This window comes from Kitasatospora sp. CB02891 (genome assembly GCF_002803145.1).
Lineage (GTDB): Bacteria > Actinomycetota > Actinomycetes > Streptomycetales > Streptomycetaceae > Kitasatospora > Kitasatospora griseola.
The window spans coordinates 269,148-288,071 of the sequence record NZ_NNBO01000007.1; the positions used below are offsets into that span (position 1 = coordinate 269,148).

Genomic DNA, 18,924 nt, shown 5'->3' on the forward strand with positions numbered 1-18,924 from the left:
AATTCCCTCCCTTTTTCGAAAAGGGAGGGAATTGATTTATTTACATACGATATTCGCTTTTCCTGGGGCTATTTCCCCGCTCACTCGCCCTCGGCGAGCAGCGCGTCCGCCACCCGGGCGGCGGCCCCGCCGTCGTCCAGGTCGCAGTACGCCTCGCGGAACGCCGCGTACTTGTCGGCGTACTCGGCGGTGACCTTCGGCAGGTCGCCGAGCGCGGCGACCACCTCGGCCGAGGTGGCCAGCAGCGGGCCCGGGGCCTTGGCCTGCAGGTCCAGGCTGAAGCCGCGCAGGTTGTCGCGGTAGTGCTCCAGGTCGTAGGTGAAGAACAGCACCGGACGGCCGGTGTTCATGAAGTCGAACACGGCGGCGGAGTAGTCCGTCACCAGCACGTCCGCGACCAGCAGCAGCTCCGCCGTGTCGGGGTAGGTGCTGACGTCCCAGACGTAGCCGTTGCCGGCCTCCGGGATCCGGGCCCGGACCACCTCGTGGCCGCGCACCAGCAGGACCTGCTCCTCGCCGAGCGCGGCGCGGGCCGCCGCCAGGTCGAGCTGGAGGTTGAGCTGGTAGCCGCCGTCGGGCAGCCGCCGGTCCTCACGGAAGGTCGGCGCGTACAGCACCACCTGCTTGCCCTCGGGCAGGCCGAGCTGCTCGCGGACCCGCTCGGCGGTCTTCTCCCGGTCGGCGGCGAACAGCACGTCGTTGCGCGGGTAGCCGCTCTCCAGCACCTTCCCCCCGAAGTCGAAGGCGCGGCGCAGCACCGGCGCGGCCCAGCGGCTGCCCGCCACCAGCAGGCTCCACTGCGGCACCTCCTTCTTGAGGTGCTCCAGGTAGCCGGCGTCGGTGAACCAGACCTTCTCGAAGTCGGTGCCGACCCGCTTCAGCGGGGTGCCCTGCCAGGTCTGCAGGACGACCTGGCCGGGGCGGCGGCGGAAGTACGTCGGCAGGTGGGTCGAGGTGACGATGTACTTGGCGGTGGCCAGCGCCTCGAACCACTCGGGCGAGCGGTGCCGGACGCACTCGGCGGTCTGCGGCAGCTCGGCCTGCAGGTCGACGGACGTCCACAGGTGGCGCAGCGGCAGGCCGCGGCGGACCAGCTCCTCGTGCACGGCGCGCGGCGAGTCGGTGTACAGGCCGCCGTCCGCGGCCCACCAGTCCTCGCGGACGGTGTGGTAGAGCACGGTGTCGGTGAGCGGGCGGCGCTGCAGCTCGGGGAACGAGTGCCGCAGCTGCCGCTGCCGGTAGCCGCTGCGCTCGGCCGGGGACAGCGGGTCGCGGGCCTCCAGCGACAGGCTGTCGAACAGGCGGCGCTCCAGTGCGACGTGCTTGCCCCGGGCCTCCACCTCCAGCGGCAGCGTGTCGAAGGTCGACGCGGCGAGCACCGCGGCCGGCCACTCGCTGTCGAAGGCGGCGCCGACCGGGCGGAACAGCACCGTCCAGGTGCCCTTGTGCAGCGGGACCCGGCCGGCGAAGGACGCGGTCGGCACGGCGGGCAGCGCGGCCCGGAACCGGCCGTCGGCGATCTCCACCGGGAAGGCGTGCTCCTCGCGGCGCTTGCGGTGCCGGATCACCAGCTCGTAGTGGTGGGCGCCGGGCAGCGGGAAGGAGCCGCTGAGCACGAAGCCCTCGCCGTCCTTGGCCCGGGCGATCTCCTCGACGACCGGCTGCAGCACCTGGTCGCACAGCTGCAGGTAGCCGCTGGGGGAGGGCTTGGCGTACAGCGCGCGGGTGTCGCCGGCCAGCGGCATGTGCAGCTCGACCGGGGCGGTGCGGTCGTCCAGGACGACCGGCAGCGCGCTGCCGTCGACGAGCTTGAGCTCCAGGTCCCAGCGGTCGCGGGTGCGCTGCTCGGCGGCCGGGTCGAGGGCGTTCCAGGCCTCCCGGACGGCGGTCAGGTCGGCGACCCGGATCCGCGCGGTGAACGGCAGGTCGCGGCCGGACGGGACGCCCAGCTCCAGCGGCGCGTACACGTCGCGCTCGGACTCGACGTGCTGCAGGCGCAGTTCCGCGCCGGCCAGGTCGCTGCCGGAGCGGACCAGGCCGCGCAGCTCGACGACGCCGCCGTCGGCGATCGCCGACACGGCGCGGGCGCGCACCCGCTCCACCCGCAGCAGCAGGTGGGTGTCGCGCTGCCAGGGCACCACCCGGACGTCGTCCTCGACCCAGTGCACGGGCGCGAACTCGGCGCGGTCGTGCCAGCCGACCGACACCCGGCCCTTGTACACGCCGCCCTTGCCGGCGCCGGCCACCAGCACCCGCCAGGAGCCGTCCTTCCACTCGCCGCGGTGCTTGAGCCGCTGCGGGTCGATGGTGGCGGAGAAGCCCGCCCAGTCGCAGCTGTACAGGTCGTGCGGGGAGCTGGCGGTGGCCTCCGGGCTGAACTCCGTCCGGGTCTGCACGGCCACCACGCGGCGGCCCTTGGCCTCGCGCAGGATCAGCGCCTTGACCATGTCGTGCTTGTTCTCGGCGCCCAGGTGCTCCGGGAAGGCGTGCCCGGTCAGCTGGAGCTTGCCGTCGTCCCAGCGCGCCTCGTACAGCCGGGAGCGCATCACCAGGGCGTTGCTCAGCCGCAGCACGTCCGCCGGGACGCTCTTGCGCCCGCCGCGCAGGAACGGGTAGTCGGCGTACGGGCGGAGCAGGCCGCGGGTCGGGGCGGCGCCGTTGCTGTCCTTCTCGAAGATCAGCTGCTCGATCAGCTCGTCGAGCCGGCCCTGCAGGGTCAGGTGGTACTTGAGCCGCAGCGGGGCGCGCAGCTTGCGGACCTGCTCCGGGCCGATCGCGCGCAGCAGCCGGCCGGCCGACTCCAGGTAGGCGGCGTTGTACTCCGGGTCGCCCTCCAGCACCGAGCCGAAGAACATCGGGATCTCCTCGACGAGGTTGTTCTCGTCGTAGGCGCGCAGGTACTTGCGGAACTTCGGGTCGCTCTGGCCGCCCAGCCAGTCGCGGACCAGCTCCATCGACTTGACCCGGTCGATGACGCCCTTCGGGTTGGTCTTCATCTGGGTGATCGACATCTCGCCGACCTCCCGCTCGCGCCAGTGGTAGATCGGCTCGGCGAGCACGTCGACCCGGCGGGCCAGGTAGTGGTGCGGCACGCTGACCGGGGCGTCCTCGTACAGGATGCCCTCGGGGTAGAGCACGCCCGCCTGGTCGAAGAACGAGCGGCGGTACACCTTGTTCCACGCGGTGCGGTCGGTGACCAGCGCCGGGAGCTCGGTGATGTGGGTGCGCAGCCGGGTCGCCGCGAACGGCTTGCGGTGGCCGCCCGACTGGTAGTGGCCGACGGCGCGGAACCGCAGCACGTTGCCGGTGCAGAAGTCGGAGCCGGTCTCGTCCAGCGTGCTGATCATCAGCTCGTACGCGGACGGCGGCAGGGTGTCGTCGCTGTCGACGAACGCGAGGAACTCGGTGCCCTCGGAGATGTGCCGGTAACCAGTGTTGCGGGCCGCCCCCAGGCCCTTGTTCACCTGCTGGACCAGCCGGAAGCGCGAATCCTTCGCGGCGTAGGCCGCGGCGACGGCGGCACTGGAGTCCTTCGAGCCGTCGTCGACCATGACGCACTCGAGGTCGTCGAAGGTCTGCGCGGCGATGGAGTCCAGGCACTCCTCCAGATAGCGCTCGACGTTGTAGATCGGGACGACAACGGACAGACGGGGGGCCATCGGGAGCGCAGAGCCTTTCCTCAGGAAGTTCGGCCGGGTGGGCCAGGCGTACGTGTCGAACCCGGACCGGCACCGGCCGCGATTCTACCTCTCCGGGCTTGCTAGTCTGCGCCTGACCAGGCCAGCTCAGGAGGGTGAAGAGATGCCGCGGTTCAGCGTGATCGTGCCCGTCCACGCGGTCGAGGAGTACCTCCCCGCCTGCCTGGAGTCCGTGCTCTCCCAGACCTTCACCGACTTCGAACTGATCGCCGTCGACGACCGCTCGCCCGACGGCTGCGGCGCGATCCTCGACGAAGCGGCCGCCCGGGACAGCCGGGTGACGGTCCGCCACCTGGAGCAGAACGTCGGCCTGGGCCTGGCCCGCAACGCCGGCCTGGAACTCGCCACCGGCGACTACCTGCTGTTCCTGGACAGCGACGACACCCTCACCCCCGACCTGCTGGCCGCCACCGACGCCCGGCTGCGCGCCACCGGCGACCCCGACCTGCTGGTGTACGACTACGCCCGCAGCTACTGGGACGGCCGCGTGGTGCGCTCCGCCTCCGCCCCGGTGTTCGCCAGGCCCGGCGCGGACACCTTCACCCTCGACGAGCGCCGCGACCTGCTCGACCTGCTCCAGGTGGTGTGGAACAAGGCCTACCGCCGCGCGTTCGTCCAGCAGCAGGGCCTGACCTTCCCGCCCGGGTACTACGAGGACACCCCCTGGACGTACCCGGCGCTGCTCGCCGCCGAGTCCATCACCCTGCTCGACCAGGTCGGCGTGCACTACCGGCAGCGCCGCGAGGGCGGCAACATCCTCGCCACCGCCTCCCGCAAGCACTTCGACGTCTTCGAGCAGTACGACCGGGTGTTCGCCTTCCTCGACGCCCGCCCCGACCTGGACCGCTGGCGGCCGGTCATCTACCGGATGATGCTCGGCCACCTGGCCACCGTGGTCACCAAGCCCGGACGCGTCCCGGCCGCCGACCGCCGCGAGTTCTTCCGCCGCGCCGCCGAGCACTGCTCCCGGCACCGCCCGGCCGGCTACCGGCCGCCCGCCGGACCGGAGGGCGTGCGCGGCGAACTGCTCGGCCGCGGCAGCTACCTGGGCTTCCAGAGCCTGCGGGTGCTGGCCAGGGCCCGCCGCGCCGTCCGCCGCTGAGCCCGCCGCCGCGCCGTCCGCCGCTGAGGCCGCCGCCGCGCCGTCCGCCGCCCGGTCCGACCTGCCGCCGCCCGGCCGACGGCGCGTCACCCGGACGTGGCACGGCCCGCCCGGTATACAGCGGAGGATGGACTTCCTCACCGGGCTGCCGCTGATCGGACCACTGGTGGCCCGGGTGCTGCGCAGCCGCCCGTACCTGGTGTACCGGCTGTTCGCCGACGTGCACGGCAACCGGCTGGCCGGGGCGGTCACCTTCTTCGGGTTCCTGGCGCTGTTCCCGCTGCTCACCGTGGCCCTGGCGGTCGCCCTGGCCACGCTCTCCGACTCCCGGGTGCGTCAGGTCCAGGACCGGATCGCCGAACAGCTGCCCGGCCTGTCCGACTCGCTCGACCTGAACGCGATGGTCGCCAACGCCGGCACCGTCGGACTGGTCTCCGGCGCCCTGCTGCTGGTCTCCGGCCTCGGCTGGGTCGACACCATGCGCGGCGCGGTGCGCAGCGTGTGGCGACTGCCCGACGACGGCGGGAACCTCTTTCAGGTGAAAATCCGGGATGCCGTGGTGCTGCTCGGACTGGGCCTGGTCTGCCTGGCCTCACTGGCCGCGTCCGCGTTCGCCACCACGCTCGCGCACCGGCTCGCCGACTGGCTGGGCCTGGACGGCGGAGCCGGCCGCTGGCTGCTGTCCGGCCTCGGTTTCGTCATCGCCGTCGGCGCCGGCCTGCTGCTTTTCGGGTACCTGCTCGGTCCGTTCCCGCGGATCGCCGGCCAGCGCCGCAGCGCCCTGCTGCAGGGCGCGCTGATCGGCGCGGTCGGCTTCGAGCTGCTCAAGCTGGCGCTCTCCTCCTACCTGGGCTCGGTCGCCGGCCGCAGCGTCTACGGCGCGTTCGGGGTGCCCGTCGCCCTGCTGCTGTGGATCAACTTCGTGTCCAGACTGCTGATGTACTGCGCGGCCTGGACGGCTCTGGCCGACCCCGAGGCGGCCCGCCGACGCGCCGTCCGGCAGGCCGAGGCCGCGCTCGCCGCCGCCGGAGAATCGCCGTGCTCACCCTCTGTCCACCATTCGGACGGCTGATCTATGATCCGCGTCACATCTCAGTGCGGCCGCACCCCACGGCCGACCGTCCCGCCGGCGCGTCCCCCCGCCCGGCCGCCTCACCCTGGAGACCGTGTGTCCCTCACCGACACCACCGCCGCTCCGACCGCCCCCGCCACCCCCGACGACGTCCCCGGCTGGTTCTTCCGCGTCGACCGGGAGGTCTTCGGCTGGCTGCTCGCCCGGCAGACCGCCGCCGGCGTCACCGGCGACCTGCTGGAGATGGGCGCCTACCTGGGCCGCTCGGCGATCCTGCTGGGCAACCACCTGCACCCCGGGGAGGCCTTCACCGTCTGTGACCTCTTCGACGCGGACGCGCCCGACGGCGACAACTCCGCCGAGATGACCATGTCCTACCGCTCCACCCTCACCCGGCGCGCCTTCGAGATCAACTACCTGGCCTTCCACCCCGAACTGCCGGTGATCGTCCAGGCCCCCACCTCGGTGCTCGCCGACGGCCGGATCCCCACCGACAGCTGTCGCTTCGTCCACATCGACGCCTCGCACCTGTACGAGCACGTCGCGGGCGACATCCGGGTGGCCCGCGACGCACTCGCCGGGAACGGCGTCGTCGCCCTCGACGACTACCGCGCCCCGCACACCCCCGGCGTGTCCGCCGCCGTCTGGGAAGCGGTCTTCACCCTCGGCCTGAAGCCCGTCCTGCTCACCCCCGAGAAGTTCTACGGCACGTGGGGCGACGCCGACGCCGTCCGCGCCGACCTGCTCGCCCGCGACTGGCGCGGCGACGGCTTCCGGCTCGACGAGGAGCACTTCGCCGGACAGACCTGCCACCGCCTCGCCTGGGACGACCCCTCGGGCCGCCACGAATTCGCCGTCCGCGCCTCCAGCGGCGCCGCCCCGACCCGCTCCCTCGTCCGCCGCGTCGCCCTCGACGTCCTGCCGCCGGTCGCGGCCCGCGCCGTGAGACGGGCCCTCCGGGCGGGCCGCGGAGCGGTTTGAGGGGGCGCTTTCAGGGGCGCGGCTCATGGTCCTGCGGCGCGGTCCGGCCGGCGGGCTCTCGGCCGGGCGCGCAGTTCCTCGCGCCCCTGAGCCTGCGCTCGTCGCTCGGCCTGGCGTCGCAGCGCGCGGAGTCGCAGCATCCCGGCCGCGGCCACCGCCGCGCAGAGGCCGACCGCGGACCAGGTGGCCGCGCTCGGGCCGTCGGCCGCGGCGTGGGCCGCGGTCACCGGTTGGGGGTGGAGGGTGGCAGGTTGCCGCGGGGGAGGGGAGGGGGCGGCCGCCGGTGGTGGTGACGGGGCGTCGGTGACCGGCTGGGCCGGCCTCCCGGCGGGCGCCAGGTCCTCGGCCAGCGCGCCGACCGGGGCGACCTTGCCGGCCGCGGCGAAGCCCCAGTCCAGCAGTGCCGCCGCCTCGTCGTAGACCTTCGGGCTGCTGGCCGGGTGCATCACGGTGACCAGCATGGTGCGGCCGCCCTGGACGGCGGCGCCGGTGTAGGTCGCGCCCGCGTTGGTGGTGTAACCGTTCTTCACGCCGATCAGCCCCGGGTACTTGCCGAGCAGCCGGTCGGTGTTGGCGATGCCGAAGCTGCCGCGCTGCCCGCTCCTGTCGACCGCGCCGGGGAACTGCGCCCAGCGGGTGCTGCAGTAGCCGCGGAACTCCTCGTTGCGAAGCCCGGCCCGGGCGAACAGGGTCAGGTCGTACGCCGAGGTGACCTGCCCGTCCATGTCGTAGCCGTCCGGGCTGACCACGTGGGTGTCGCGGGCCTGCAACTGGTCGGCGCGGGCCTGCATGTCGACGACGGTCTTCGCGACCCCGCCGTTCATGTTGGCCAGCACGTGCACCGCGTCGTTGCCGGAGGACAGGAACACTCCGCGCCACAGGTCCTCGACCTTGTAGTCCAGGTCCTCCTTGATGCCGACCAGGCTGCTGCCCGCGCCCATGCCCTGCAGTTCCGTCCAGCCCACCCGGTGCACCTCGTCGGCCGGGAAGCGGGGCAGCACGGTGTCCGCGAACAGCATCTTCAGGGTGGACGCGGGCGGCAGCCGGGTGTGCGCGTTGAACGCGGCCAGCACCTGGCCGGTGTCCGCGTCCGCGACCACCCAGGACTTCCCGGTCAGATCGGACGGCAGCGGCGGAGCCTCCGGGCCCGGTGCGACCTGCACGCCCGCCGCGCCCAGCCGGTCGCCGCCGACCACGGGGGGCGGCGGGGCGTCGCCGGGGACCGCCGCGACGGCCGGCGGGCCGACCGGGAGCAGGACCAGGGCGGCAGCGGACGAACCGAGGACGATCCGGCGGACTGTCTGCATTCCCGGAAGCTAACCCGCGCCCCGCCGCCCGGCCGTCGAAGCCGCCGACCGACGCCACGAACGAGTACCGCCCGCTGCTCCGTTCGGCGGGCCGCGCATACTGGACGGGCCACCCGTCTGCCGCGAAGGAACCCCGTCATGAAGCTCAGCCGCCCGGTCTCCTGGTTCCTCACCGCCTTCGGCGTCTGGTCGGTCTTCATCTGGACGACCTTCGCCAAGAACCTGTGGAAGGACTCCGGCGGCCAGGCGTTCGTGAACGGCGACCACTCGCAGCCGACCGCCTTCTTCTGGGTCCACCTGCTGCTCGCCGTCACCTCGCTGCTGCTCGGCCTCGCCATCGGTGCACTCGGCGTCCGGGGCCTGCGCGCTCTGCGCCGGACGGCCGCCGCGGAGTAGCGCCGAAGGCGCCCTTGCGGGCGGATCCCGGGGCTGCCAGGATGCGCGGCCGGGCGATCGATCGATCGCCCGCGCATCGTTCTCTGGGGGGATTTCCGATGTCCCGTGCCGTCCCGCCGCGGCTGCTCGCCGCGTGCGCCACCACCGTTCTCGCCGCGGGGCTGTTCGCCGCGCCCGCCGCCCAGGCCGATCCCGGCCCCGGGATCACCGGCCCGACCGTCCGTCCGGGCACCTACCTGGCCGACGCCCGCACCGACGGCTGCAGCGCCACCGGCACGCCCGGCTGGGTCACCGTCAGCTACCCGGGCCCGGCGCTGTTCGCGACCACCGACGCGCCCGCCGCCCGCTTCGAGCTGTGGGACGCGAACGGGGCGAAGGTCCTCGACACCACCGCCACGGCCAACCCCATCGGCGAGGTGCAGACCTCCATCGCCGACCTGGCCGAGGGCGCCGGCTACAGCTGGCAGGTGCGGCCGGAGTACCCGTCGGGCCCCGGTACGCCCGGCGTGACCTGCCGGTTCGGCGTCGACCGTACCCCGCCGACCGGCCTCGGCGTGCACTCCGACGACTTCCCGAGCAGCGGCAGTTCCACGTACGCGGGCCAGCCGGGCGTGTTCACCTTCGCCGCGACGGACGCCGGGTCCGGCCTGGCCTGCTTCCGGTACGTGCTGGACGGCACCCTGAGCACGACCAGCGGCTGCACCCCCGGCCCGGGCGTCGTCGTCCCCGGTGCGGACGGCACCGCGAGCGTCACCCTCACCCCGGCCGGGTGGGGCACCCACAACCTCCAGGTGCAGGCGTTCGACCACGCGGGCAATCCCACCCAGCCACTGCCCTACACCTTCTACGCGCCGTGGAACCCGAACCCGCCGAAGGCGCTCGGCGACGTCGACAACGACGGCGTCCCGGACATCCTGCTGCCCGACTCGCAGGGCAACCTGCTGGTGATCGGCGGCGCTGCGGGCAGCACCGCCCCGACCACCGTGGTGCCCGCCGCGCGCTCGCCCTGGGGCGGCAGCTGGAACGGGCTGCAGATCGTCCACAAGGGCTGGAGCGGCGGCGGTGCGCCCGCCGACACGATCTACGTCCGCAACGCCGCCCCCGGCAACAACGGCTACCTCTACCAGTACGTCAACCAGGGCGCGCTGCCGCTCGGCGTCCGGACGCCGTCGCTGGCCGGCCACTCCAAGTCCTGCGTCGACCTCGCCATGGAGCCGACCACCTGCCCGGCCGATCACAGCACCACCTACAAGGCCGTCCAGCAGTTGGTGGCGTTCGGCTCGGTGGACGCACAGAACCCGGAGGGCATCACGCTGCTGGACGTCGAGCAGGGCAACCTGTGGCTGCAGCACGACCCCTCGCGGTCCGGCGGCTCCACCCGGCTGACCACCACGGGTCTGTGGGACGGCTACGACCTGATCGCCCCCGGTCCGGACGCGAACGGCAACCTGGCGCTGTGGTCCCGCGAGCAGTCCACCGGCACCCTGCGGGCGTACGCCGTGCCGAAGCTCGGCGAGGGCAGCTACGACTACTCCGCGCTGGCCGACCCGGCGAACGGCGCCGTGATCGGCAGCTTCCCGGTGGCCGATTACCCGACCCTGGGCAGCTCCGGCGACCTGGACGGCGACGGCCGGGCGGACCTCTACGCCGTCACCCCCGGCCGTCACCTGGTGACGTTCAAGGGCGTCGGCACCCCCAAGGACCTGGGCGCGATCGCCTGATCGTCCGTCAGGGCCCGCTCCGGCGAAGGTCGGAGCGGGCCCTTTGCGGGCGGTGGCTGCCGAGGCGTCATTATTCTGCTTGCGTGCAGCTCGCGAGGGGTGCCAGGATGCGCGGCCGGGCAGGTGATCGACTTGCCCGGGCAACACTTCCTGGGGGGATTCTCCGATGTCCCGTGCCACCTCTCCGCGGCTGCTCGCCGCCTGCGCCACCGCGGCCGTCGCGGTCGGCCTGTTCGTCGCTCCCGCCGCGCAGGCGGTGCCCGGTCCCGGGGTCACCGGCCCGACCGTCGGGTCGACGCCGACCCTGGCCGGGGACGGCTGCAACGCCACCGGCACGCCGGGCTGGGTGACCACCGCCGACCCGGTGCTCACAGCCCGCACCACCGCGCCCGCCGCCCGCTTCAAGGTGTGGAACGCGACCGGCGCGAAGGTGTTCGACGGCACCGCCACCGCCGCGGCCGACGGCACCGTCCAGGTCACCGTCACCGGTCTGACCGACGGTGCGGGCTACACCTGGCAGGTGTGGCCGGAGTACCAGCCCGGTTCCGGCGCGCCCACCGAGACCTGCCGGTTCGGCGTCGACACCGCCGCGCCGACCGGCCTGGCCGTGACCTCCACGGACTTCCCGGAGAGCGGCGGCGGCAAGTTCGCCGGGCAGAAGGGCGTCTTCACCTTCTCCGCGACGGACGCCGGGTCCGGCGTGGCCTGCTTCCGCTACGTGCTGGACGGCACCCTGAGCACCGGCGGCGGCTGCACCCCGGGCGCCGACATCGTCGAGGCCGGCGCCGACGGCACCGCGAGCGTCACCCTCAAGCCGGCCGCGTGGGGCACCCACAGCCTCCAGGTGCAGGCGATCGACCGCACCGGCCGGGTCACCCAGCCGCTGAGCTACACCTTCTACGCGCCGTGGAACCCCAACCCGCCGCAGGCGCTCGGCGACGTCGACAACGACGGCGTCCCCGACATCCTGCTGCCCGACTCGCAGGGCAACCTGCTGGTGATCAGCGGCAACTCCGACAGCACTGCCCCGACCACCGTGGTCCCCGCCGCGCGCTCGCCCTGGGGCGACAGCTGGAGCGGACTGCAGATCGCGCACAAGGGCTGGAGCGGCGGCGGCGCGCCCGCCGACACGATCTACGTGCGCGACGCCGCCCCCGACAACTCGGGCTACCTGTACCAGTACGTCAACCAGGGCGCGCTGCCGCTCGGCACCCGGTCGCCGTCGCTGATGAGCCACGCCACTGACTGCGTCGACACCGCCAAGGCCCCGGTCGCCTGCCCGGCCGACCACAGCACCAGCTTCCGCGAGGTGCAGCAGCTGGTCGCGTTCGGCTCCGTGGAGCCCGGCAAGCCGACCGCGATCACGCTGCTGGACGTCGAGCAGGGCAACCTGTGGCTGCAGCGGGACCCGTCGCGGTTCGGCGACTCCACCCAGCTGACCACCTCCGGCCTGTGGAACGGCTACGACCTGATCGCCCCGGGCCCGGACGCGAACGGCAACCTGGCGCTGTGGTCCCGCGAGCAGTCCACCGGCACCCTGCGGGCGTACGCCGTGCCGAAGCTCGGCGAGGGCAGCTACGACTACTCCGCGCTGGCCGACCCGGCGAACGGCGCCGTGATCGGGAACTTCCCGGTGGCCGAGTACCCGACCCTGGGCAGCTCGGGCGACCTGGACGGCGACGGCCGGGCGGACCTGTACGCCGTCACCGCCGACCGGCACCTGGTGACGTTCAAGGGCGTCGGCACCCCGAAGGACCTGGGCGTTCTGGCCTGATCGACCCTCGGGGCCCGTTCCGGCTGCGGCCGGGGCGGGCCCTCGGCGTGTCCGGACCTCTGGAGGTGGCCGAATCCGGCTGCTAGCCTGCCCGGCACGACTCCCGGGCGGATGGCGGCGAGAGGCCGAGGGCCGGGCCGGGGAGCAGGGGATGTGGGAGGCTCCGCGATGAGCACCAGCACCACCCTCGGCGACACCCGCCCCGAGTGGGCGCAGCGCCAGGAGCGGGAACGGCGGCACCGGCGCGCCAAGTCCCGGCTGCGGTTGCCGCTCGCGGTGGCGGCGGCCTGCCAGGCGGTGCTGCTGCTCTGGTGGGCGGCCGGGTACCCGGCGTTCACCGGCACCGCCGCGGGCGGGGGCGCGCCGCTGTACGACGCGGCCGTGCGGGTCCTCCACCCGGCGGGGGTGACGCTGGCGCAGACCGCGGCGGTGGCGTTCGCGCTGGGGCACCTGGTGGCCGCGCTGGCCCGGTTCGGGGTGCGCGGCCGCTGGTCGGGGCCGGTGGCCGTGGCGCTGGCCGCGCTGCCGCCGACGGGCAGCCTGGTGGTCTCGCTCAGCCCGGAAGTGCCGTCCACCGCAGGGGCGTTGCTGCTCACCGCGGCCGGTCTGCGACTGCTCGCCCGGCGGGCGGAGGGGACGCTGCACCGGGGCGGTCCGGCGCAGCGGCTGGATCTGACGGTGCTGTTCTCGGCCATCGTGCTGCTCGCCCTGACCGGCCCGCGCGGCGCGGGCGCCGCGCTGATCGCCGCGCTGGTGCTGCTGCCGGCGCTGCCCCGGGCGCGCGGCCGGCTCGCGCTGCTCACGGCCGCCGCGCTGGCGGTGCCGATCGCCCTCGCGCTGCTCGGCCACCCGGCGGCCCGGGCCGGCGACCTGCACCCGCTGCGGGCCGCCGACCTGGCGCTCGCCCAGTACCGCGACCCCGGCGGCGCGGACCGGGAGCTGACTGCGGTCGCCCCGCCCGCCGCCTGGGACGCGGCGGGCGCGGACTGCTCGTCGACCGCCGCCCTCACGGACCGCTGGGACTCCGCCGCCGCCGGCCGCGCCCAGGACGAACTCGCCGCCGCCTGGCGGAAGTTGCTGCGGGAGCACCCGGACCGGGTGCTGGACGCCCGACTCTGCCGGGGCCGCCTCGCCTGGTCGGTGTGGGCGGGCGCCGGCGGCCCGCACGCCGCCACCGAGGTGCCGGAGGCGTCCCCGTCCTCGCACGGCCTGCTGCGGCCGCTGCACTCCGCGGCCGACTGGAGCCGCACTCTGCTGCGCGCCCCGCAGCTGGACTGGCTGCTGTGGCGCGGCGCCCTGTGGGCGTACCTGGGGCTGGCGGCGGCGCTGCTGTACGCCTGGCGGCACCGGCTGCCCGCGCTGGTCCCGGTGGCCGGCGCGGCCGTCCTCGGCACCCAGCTGTCGCTGACCGCGTCCGCCGCCGGGCAGGACTACCGGACGATGGCGGTGGCGCTGTTCCTCGGCCCGCTGCTGCTCACCCTGGCCACCGTCAGAACCGGCCGCGGCGCTTCCGCCTGACGGCACGCCGAAGGGCCCGCCCGGAGCGAACTCCGGACGGGCCCTTCGAGCAGCGCGGGACTAGAAGCGACGCGTGACGAGCGCGCGCTTCACCTCCTGGATCGCCTTGGTGACCTCGATGCCACGCGGGCAGGCCTCCGAGCAGTTGAAGGTGGTGCGGCAACGCCACACGCCCTCACGGTCGTTGAGGACCTCCAGGCGCTGCTCGGCGCCCTCGTCGCGGGAGTCGAAGATGAAGCGGTGCGCGTTGACGATCGCCGCCGGGCCGAAGTACTGGCCGTCGTTCCAGAACACCGGGCACGAGGAGGTGCACGCGGCGCACAGGATGCACTTGGTGGTGTCGTCGAAGCGCTCGCGGTCGGCCTGCGACTGCAGACGCTCGCGGGTCGGCTCGTTCCCCGAGGTGATCAGGAACGGCATGACGTCCTTGTACGCCTGGAAGAACGGGTCCATGTCCACGATCAGGTCCTTCAGGACCGCGAGGCCCTTGATGGCCTCGACCGTGATCGGCTTCTCCGGGTCGACGTCCTTGATCAGGGTCTTGCACGCCAGCCGGTTGCGCCCGTTGATCCGCATGGCGTCCGAACCGCAGATGCCGTGCGCGCAGGAGCGGCGGTACGTGAGGGTGCCGTCCTGCTCCCACTTGATCTTGTTGAGCGCGTCCAGGACGCGCTCCTTCGGGTCCATTTCGAGCTGGTAGTCCACCCACACCGGGTCCGGGTGCTCCTCCGGGTTGAACCGGCGGATCCGGAAGGTGACGTTGATCAGCTTGGTGCTGCCCGCCTCGACCGCGTCCAGCGCGGCCGAGTGCTTCTCGACGGTCGGAGTGGACATCAGTACTTACGCTCCATCGGCTGGTAGCGGGTCTGCACGACCGGCTTGTAGTCGAGGCGGATGGAGGTGGAGCCGTCCTCGGCCACCTCGCGGTACGCCATGGTGTGCTGCATGAACTTCACGTCGTCGCGGGTCGGGAAGTCCTCGCGGTAGTGACCGCCGCGGGACTCCTCGCGGGCCAGCGCGGACACGACCAGCACCTCGGCCAGGTCGAGCAGGTTGCCCAGCTCGATGGCCTCCAGCAGGTCGGTGTTGTACCGCGAGCCCTTGTCCTGGATCGCGACGTTCTTGAAACGCTCCTTGAGCGCCGTGACGTCCTCGACAGCCTGCTGCAGGGTCTTGCCGGTGCGGTAGACGGACACGTTGGTGTCCATCGACTCCTGCAGCTCCTTGCGGATCTGCGCGACGGACTCGGTGCCGGTGGACTCCCGCAGGCCCTCGACCAGTGCCTCGACCAGCGCGCCCGGGTTCTCCGGCAGCTCGACGAAGTCGTGGTTGTCGGCGTACGCGGCGGCGGCGATGCCCGCGCGGCGGCCGAACACGTTGATGTCCAGCAGCGAGTTGGTGCCCAGGCGGTTGGCGCCGTGCACCGACACGCACGCGACCTCGCCCGCGGCGTACAGGCCGGGAACGACGTCGGTGTTGTTGCTCAGGACCTCGCCCTCGACGTTGGTCGGGATGCCGCCCATCGCGTAGTGCGCGGTGGGCTGGATCGGGATCGGGTCCGTGTAGGGCTCGATGCCGAGGTAGGTGCGCGCGAACTCGGTGATGTCGGGCAGCTTGGCGTCCAGCTGCTCCGGCGGGAGGTGCGTCAGGTCCAGGTAGACGTGGTCGCCCTCGGGGCCGCAGCCGCGGCCGGCCCGGATCTCCGAGTAGATCGCGCGGGAGCACACGTCACGGGACGCGAGGTCCTTCATGACGGGGGCGTAGCGCTCCATGAAGCGCTCGCCGTCCTTGTTGCGCAGGATGCCGCCCTCGCCGCGGGCGCCCTCGGTGAGCAGGATGCCCATCCGCCAGATGCCCGTCGGGTGGAACTGGAAGAACTCCATGTCCTCCAGCGGCAGGCCGCGGCGCAGCGCCACGGCCTGGCCGTCACCGGTCAGGGTGTGCGCGTTCGAGGTGACCTTGAACATCTTGCCGGTGCCGCCGGAGGCGAACACCACGGCCTTGGCCTGGAAGACGTGGATCTCGCCGGTGGCGAGCTCGTAGGCCACCACGCCGGCGGTCTTGCCCTCGTTGATCAGCAGGTCGAGGACGTAGAACTCGTTGAAGAACTCCACACCGTGCTTGACGCAGTTCTGGAACAGCGTCTGCAGGATCATGTGGCCGGTGCGGTCCGCGGCGTAGCAGGACCGGCGGACCGGGGCCTCGCCGTGGTTGCGGGAGTGGCCGCCGAAGCGGCGCTGGTCGATCCGGCCCTGGTCGGTGCGGGAGAAGGGCAGGCCCATCTTCTCCAGGTCGAGGACCGCGTCGATGGCCTCCTTGCACATGATCTCGGCGGCGTCCTGGTCGACCAGGTAGTCACCGCCCTTGACCGTGTCGAAGGTGTGCCACTCCCAGTTGTCCTCCTCGACGTTGGCGAGCGCGGCACACATGCCGCCCTGCGCCGCGCCGGTGTGCGACCGGGTCGGGTAGAGCTTGGTCAGAACCGCGGTGCGGCTGCGCTGGGTCGACTCGATGGCCGCGCGCATGCCGGCGCCGCCGGCGCCGACGATGACGGTGTCGTACTGGTGAATCTGCATGGGGTCAGTCGCCTCTGGTGGCTCGTCAGATGTTCGGGTCGAAGGTGAAGATCACCAGGGTGCCGAGGACGACCGTGAAGACGGTCGCGACACCGAGGAGACCCTTCAGCCACAGACGAGTGGCGTCCTTCTCCGCGTAGTCGTTGATGACGGTGCGCATGCCGTTCGAGCCGTGCAGCATCGCCAGCCACAGCATCAGCAGGTCCCACATCTGCCAGAACGGGGAAGCCCAGCGGCCCGCCACGAAGGCGAAGCTGATCTTCGAGACGCCGCCGTCCAGCATCAGGTTGATCAGCAGGTGGCCGAGGACCAGCACCACCAGGACGACACCCGACAGGCGCATGAACAGCCAGGCGAGCATCTCGAAGTTGGTGCGGGTGCGGCGCGGGGTCTTCTTGGTGCGGGCCCGGGCGGGCTCCACCACGAAGGCGTCGGCAGGGTTGCCGGTGCCCAGGCCCTTGGCCGTGTGGGCCTGGAGCGAGGGGACCACCAGGTCCTTGGTCTCAGTGGACATGCGGATCAGCCCCCGAACCAGGAACGAAGGGTGTGCTGCAGAACGGGGTAGAAGGCGCCGCCCATCAGGACGACCCAGATGCCGACGACGGTCCACAGCATCTGCTTCTGGTACTTCGGGCCCTTGGCCCAGAAGTCGACCGCCACGACGCGAAGGCCGTTCAGGGCGTGGAACAGGATGGCGGCCACCAGGCCGTACTCCATCAGGTTCACGATCCACACCTTGTAGGTGGCGATCACCGAGTCGTACGCCTCGGGCGACACCCGCACCAGGGCGGTGTCCAGGACATGTGCGAACAGGAAGAAGAAGATCAGGACGCCGGTGACTCGGTGAGCCACCCAGCTCCACATGCCTTCCCGGCCGCGGTACAGCGTTCCAGCCGGCACGGAAAACCCTCCGGAAGCGGATTGGGGGCTCGGCCGGCTTTCTGTCGGTCAGCCCGGCCGGATACGGTCCACCGGCCGCGAGCATCCTATCGACGCGCCGCGCCCCTCTGCCGTCGGGGGCCCCTGCTGTGATCAATCAGGCACGCACGGGCTAATCGGAACGGGAACTCCGACGCTCCGTGACGAAGCGTTCGCAGCACGGCCCGGGGCCGCCCGGTCAGCTCCGGACGGCCACCAGGTGCTCCAGGCGGGTCAGCGCGATCCGGCGCAACTCCTCGGCGGAGATGAGGCGTTCCTCGTCCGGGTCGTTGGCCAGCCGGGTGCGGATCGAGGTCAGCACGGCGTCGAGCATCTCCTCCGGGTCCACCCCGTCCAGGCAGACCACGAAGACGTGGCCGAAACGCGCCTCGTACGCGGCGTGCGCGGCGCGCAGCGCGGTGTGCGCCGCCTGGCTGCCGGGAGCGCGCATGCCGAGCAGCGGCTGCGGCATCCAGCTCTCGTCGGCCAGCGCCTCGGCGAGGTCCGCCGGGCGCAGGTCGTAGCTGGCCTCGCTCGCGGCCGCGAGCAGGGAGCCGATGTCGGGGTAGGGGCGGTGGGCGGTCAGGCGCAGGGCCCAGCGGTGGCTGCCGCAGCAGGCGAGCAGCGCCTCCTCGACCGCGCCGGAGTCGGCCTCGTTGAACCGGTGCAGTCCCAGTAGGGACGGATCCGTCCGCACGTCGAGACGCTGCGGCGGGATGTCGCTGGCCAGCGGATCCTCCTCGTGAGGGCGGGAAGGGGGGATGCTGCAGAGACAGAGGGAGGGTGTGGCAGTGCCTCCGCCCGGAGTCGGCGACGGCTCGGCGGGGCAGCGCCTCCACGGTAGTTGAGGGTTCATCAGTTGGGGAGGCGGCGGGCCGATTTCATCCGATCGAGCTATCAAGTTGTGACCCGCCGCCGTTGTCGTTCACCGAGGTCCGGTCAGCCGGTCCGGTGCACCTTGTGGTTGGCCGCCTGCGCCCGGGGCCGGACCACCAGCAGATCGATGTTGACGTGTGCCGGACGGGTCACCGCCCAGGAGACGGTGTCGGCGACGTCCTCGGAGGTGAGCGGCTCGGCGACGCCCGCGTACACCGCGTCGGCCTTGTCCTGGTCGCCGCGGAACCGGGTCAACGCGAAGCCCTCGGACTTCACCATTCCGGGCGCGATCTCGATCACCCGGATCGGCTCGCCCACGAGTTCGAGGCGGAGGGTCTGGGCCACCGAGTGGACGGCGTGCTTCGCCGCCACGTAGCCGCCGCCGCCCTCGTACGCGGCCAGCGCCGCCGTCGAGGACATGATCAGCACGGTGCCGTCCCCGGTGGCGCGCAGCGCGGGCAGCAGCGCCTGGGTCAGGTGCAGCACGCCCATCACGTTGACCTCGAACATGGTGCGCCAGTCCGCCGGGTCGCCGGTCTCGACGCTCTCCGCGCCGAGCGCGCCGCCCGCGTTGTTCACCAGCACGTCCACCCGGCCGACCTCGGCGGCGAACGCGTCCACCGCGGCCCGGTCGGTGACGTCCAGGGTGAAGGCCCGGCCGCCGAGCTCCTTCGCCAGCGCCTCGATCCGCTCGGTGCGGCGGGCGGTCAGCACCACCTGGAAACCGTCCGCGGCCAGCCGCCGGGCGGTCGCCGCCCCGATGCCGCTGCTGGCGCCGGTGACCACCGCCACCTTCTGCTCGCTCATGTCCCACTCCTCGTGTCTCGGCCTGGTGTTCGGTGCAGGTGGATCATCCCAAGGAACGGTTCGCACGTGTTGTGAGCAAGCTCCCAGCCGTGGCATCTGTCTGCCCGTGAGGGGCGCGGCTACATTGCGTATCCAGCCGAGGCGTCAATCGGCGCCAACCCCCCATCACCTTCCGCGG

General features: G+C 72.7%; 15 protein-coding genes. 7 read left to right on the forward strand and 8 right to left on the reverse strand.

Annotated features, from left to right (window positions below; translation table 11 throughout):
* Positions 1-80: 80 nt before the first annotated feature.
* Positions 81-3,659 (reverse strand): CDP-glycerol glycerophosphotransferase family protein, encoded by a 3,579-nt coding sequence (locus CG736_RS18230; RefSeq protein WP_100587241.1) that lies wholly within the window; start codon positions 3,657-3,659, stop codon positions 81-83.
* Positions 3,660-3,801: 142 nt separating this feature from the next.
* Between CG736_RS18230 and CG736_RS18235 the strand changes: the two genes are divergently transcribed.
* The 3 genes from CG736_RS18235 (at position 3,802) to CG736_RS18245 (ending at position 6,853) form a co-directional block, all read left to right on the forward strand.
* Positions 3,802-4,800: a glycosyltransferase gene (locus CG736_RS18235; protein WP_232734049.1), complete on the forward strand. Its 999-nt coding sequence runs from the start codon at positions 3,802-3,804 to the stop codon at positions 4,798-4,800.
* A gap of 127 nt (positions 4,801-4,927) precedes the next feature.
* Positions 4,928-5,872, forward strand: a complete 945-nt coding sequence (locus CG736_RS18240) for a YihY/virulence factor BrkB family protein (RefSeq protein ID WP_100587242.1) — start codon at positions 4,928-4,930, stop codon at positions 5,870-5,872.
* A 96-nt stretch (positions 5,873-5,968) separates the two neighbouring features.
* Positions 5,969-6,853, forward strand: coding sequence for a class I SAM-dependent methyltransferase (locus CG736_RS18245; RefSeq protein ID WP_232734050.1), 885 nt, complete (start codon positions 5,969-5,971; stop codon positions 6,851-6,853).
* Positions 6,854-6,876: 23 nt separating this feature from the next.
* Here the strand turns inward: CG736_RS18245 and CG736_RS18250 are convergent, their stop codons facing one another.
* On the reverse strand, positions 6,877-8,160 hold the full coding sequence (locus tag CG736_RS18250) for a D-alanyl-D-alanine carboxypeptidase family protein (protein WP_100587244.1): 1,284 nt from the start codon (positions 8,158-8,160) through the stop codon (positions 6,877-6,879).
* A gap of 138 nt (positions 8,161-8,298) precedes the next feature.
* Between CG736_RS18250 and CG736_RS18255 the strand changes: the two genes are divergently transcribed.
* The 4 genes from CG736_RS18255 (at position 8,299) to CG736_RS18270 (ending at position 13,569) form a co-directional block, all read left to right on the forward strand.
* On the forward strand, positions 8,299-8,556 hold the full coding sequence (locus tag CG736_RS18255; protein ID WP_100587245.1) for an SCO4848 family membrane protein: 258 nt from the start codon (positions 8,299-8,301) through the stop codon (positions 8,554-8,556).
* A 98-nt stretch (positions 8,557-8,654) separates the two neighbouring features.
* Entirely contained in the window at positions 8,655-10,277 is a 1,623-nt protein-coding gene (locus tag CG736_RS18260; protein ID WP_100587246.1) for a hypothetical protein, read from the forward strand.
* Between the two features lie 166 nt (positions 10,278-10,443).
* Positions 10,444-12,051 (forward strand): hypothetical protein, encoded by a 1,608-nt coding sequence (locus CG736_RS18265; RefSeq protein WP_100587247.1) that lies wholly within the window; start codon positions 10,444-10,446, stop codon positions 12,049-12,051.
* Between the two features lie 168 nt (positions 12,052-12,219).
* Complete coding sequence (locus tag CG736_RS18270; protein ID WP_100587248.1) at positions 12,220-13,569, forward strand: hypothetical protein; 1,350 nt, start codon at positions 12,220-12,222, stop codon at positions 13,567-13,569.
* A 60-nt stretch (positions 13,570-13,629) separates the two neighbouring features.
* On the opposite strand, the gene CG736_RS18275 is transcribed toward CG736_RS18270, so the two are convergent.
* The 6 genes from CG736_RS18275 to CG736_RS18300 form a co-directional block, all read right to left on the reverse strand.
* Complete coding sequence (locus CG736_RS18275) at positions 13,630-14,403, reverse strand: succinate dehydrogenase iron-sulfur subunit (RefSeq protein ID WP_100587249.1); 774 nt, start codon at positions 14,401-14,403, stop codon at positions 13,630-13,632.
* Positions 14,403-16,145 (reverse strand): succinate dehydrogenase flavoprotein subunit, encoded by a 1,743-nt coding sequence (gene sdhA / locus CG736_RS18280; protein WP_100587250.1) that lies wholly within the window; start codon positions 16,143-16,145, stop codon positions 14,403-14,405. Before sdhA ends, CG736_RS18275 begins: the two co-directional genes overlap by 1 nt.
* A gap of 25 nt (positions 16,146-16,170) precedes the next feature.
* Entirely contained in the window at positions 16,171-16,659 is a 489-nt protein-coding gene (sdhD, locus tag CG736_RS18285) for a succinate dehydrogenase, hydrophobic membrane anchor protein (RefSeq protein WP_100587251.1), read from the reverse strand.
* Positions 16,660-16,664: 5 nt separating this feature from the next.
* The gene (sdhC, locus tag CG736_RS18290) at positions 16,665-17,045 is read right to left on the reverse strand and encodes a succinate dehydrogenase, cytochrome b556 subunit (protein WP_100587252.1); all 381 of its coding nucleotides are present in this window, start codon (positions 17,043-17,045) and stop codon (positions 16,665-16,667) included.
* A 217-nt stretch (positions 17,046-17,262) separates the two neighbouring features.
* On the reverse strand, positions 17,263-17,760 hold the full coding sequence (locus CG736_RS18295; RefSeq protein ID WP_100587253.1) for a 2-oxo-4-hydroxy-4-carboxy-5-ureidoimidazoline decarboxylase: 498 nt from the start codon (positions 17,758-17,760) through the stop codon (positions 17,263-17,265).
* Between the two features lie 242 nt (positions 17,761-18,002).
* The gene (locus CG736_RS18300) at positions 18,003-18,746 is read right to left on the reverse strand and encodes an SDR family oxidoreductase (RefSeq protein ID WP_043914350.1); all 744 of its coding nucleotides are present in this window, start codon (positions 18,744-18,746) and stop codon (positions 18,003-18,005) included.
* Positions 18,747-18,924 lie beyond the last annotated feature (178 nt).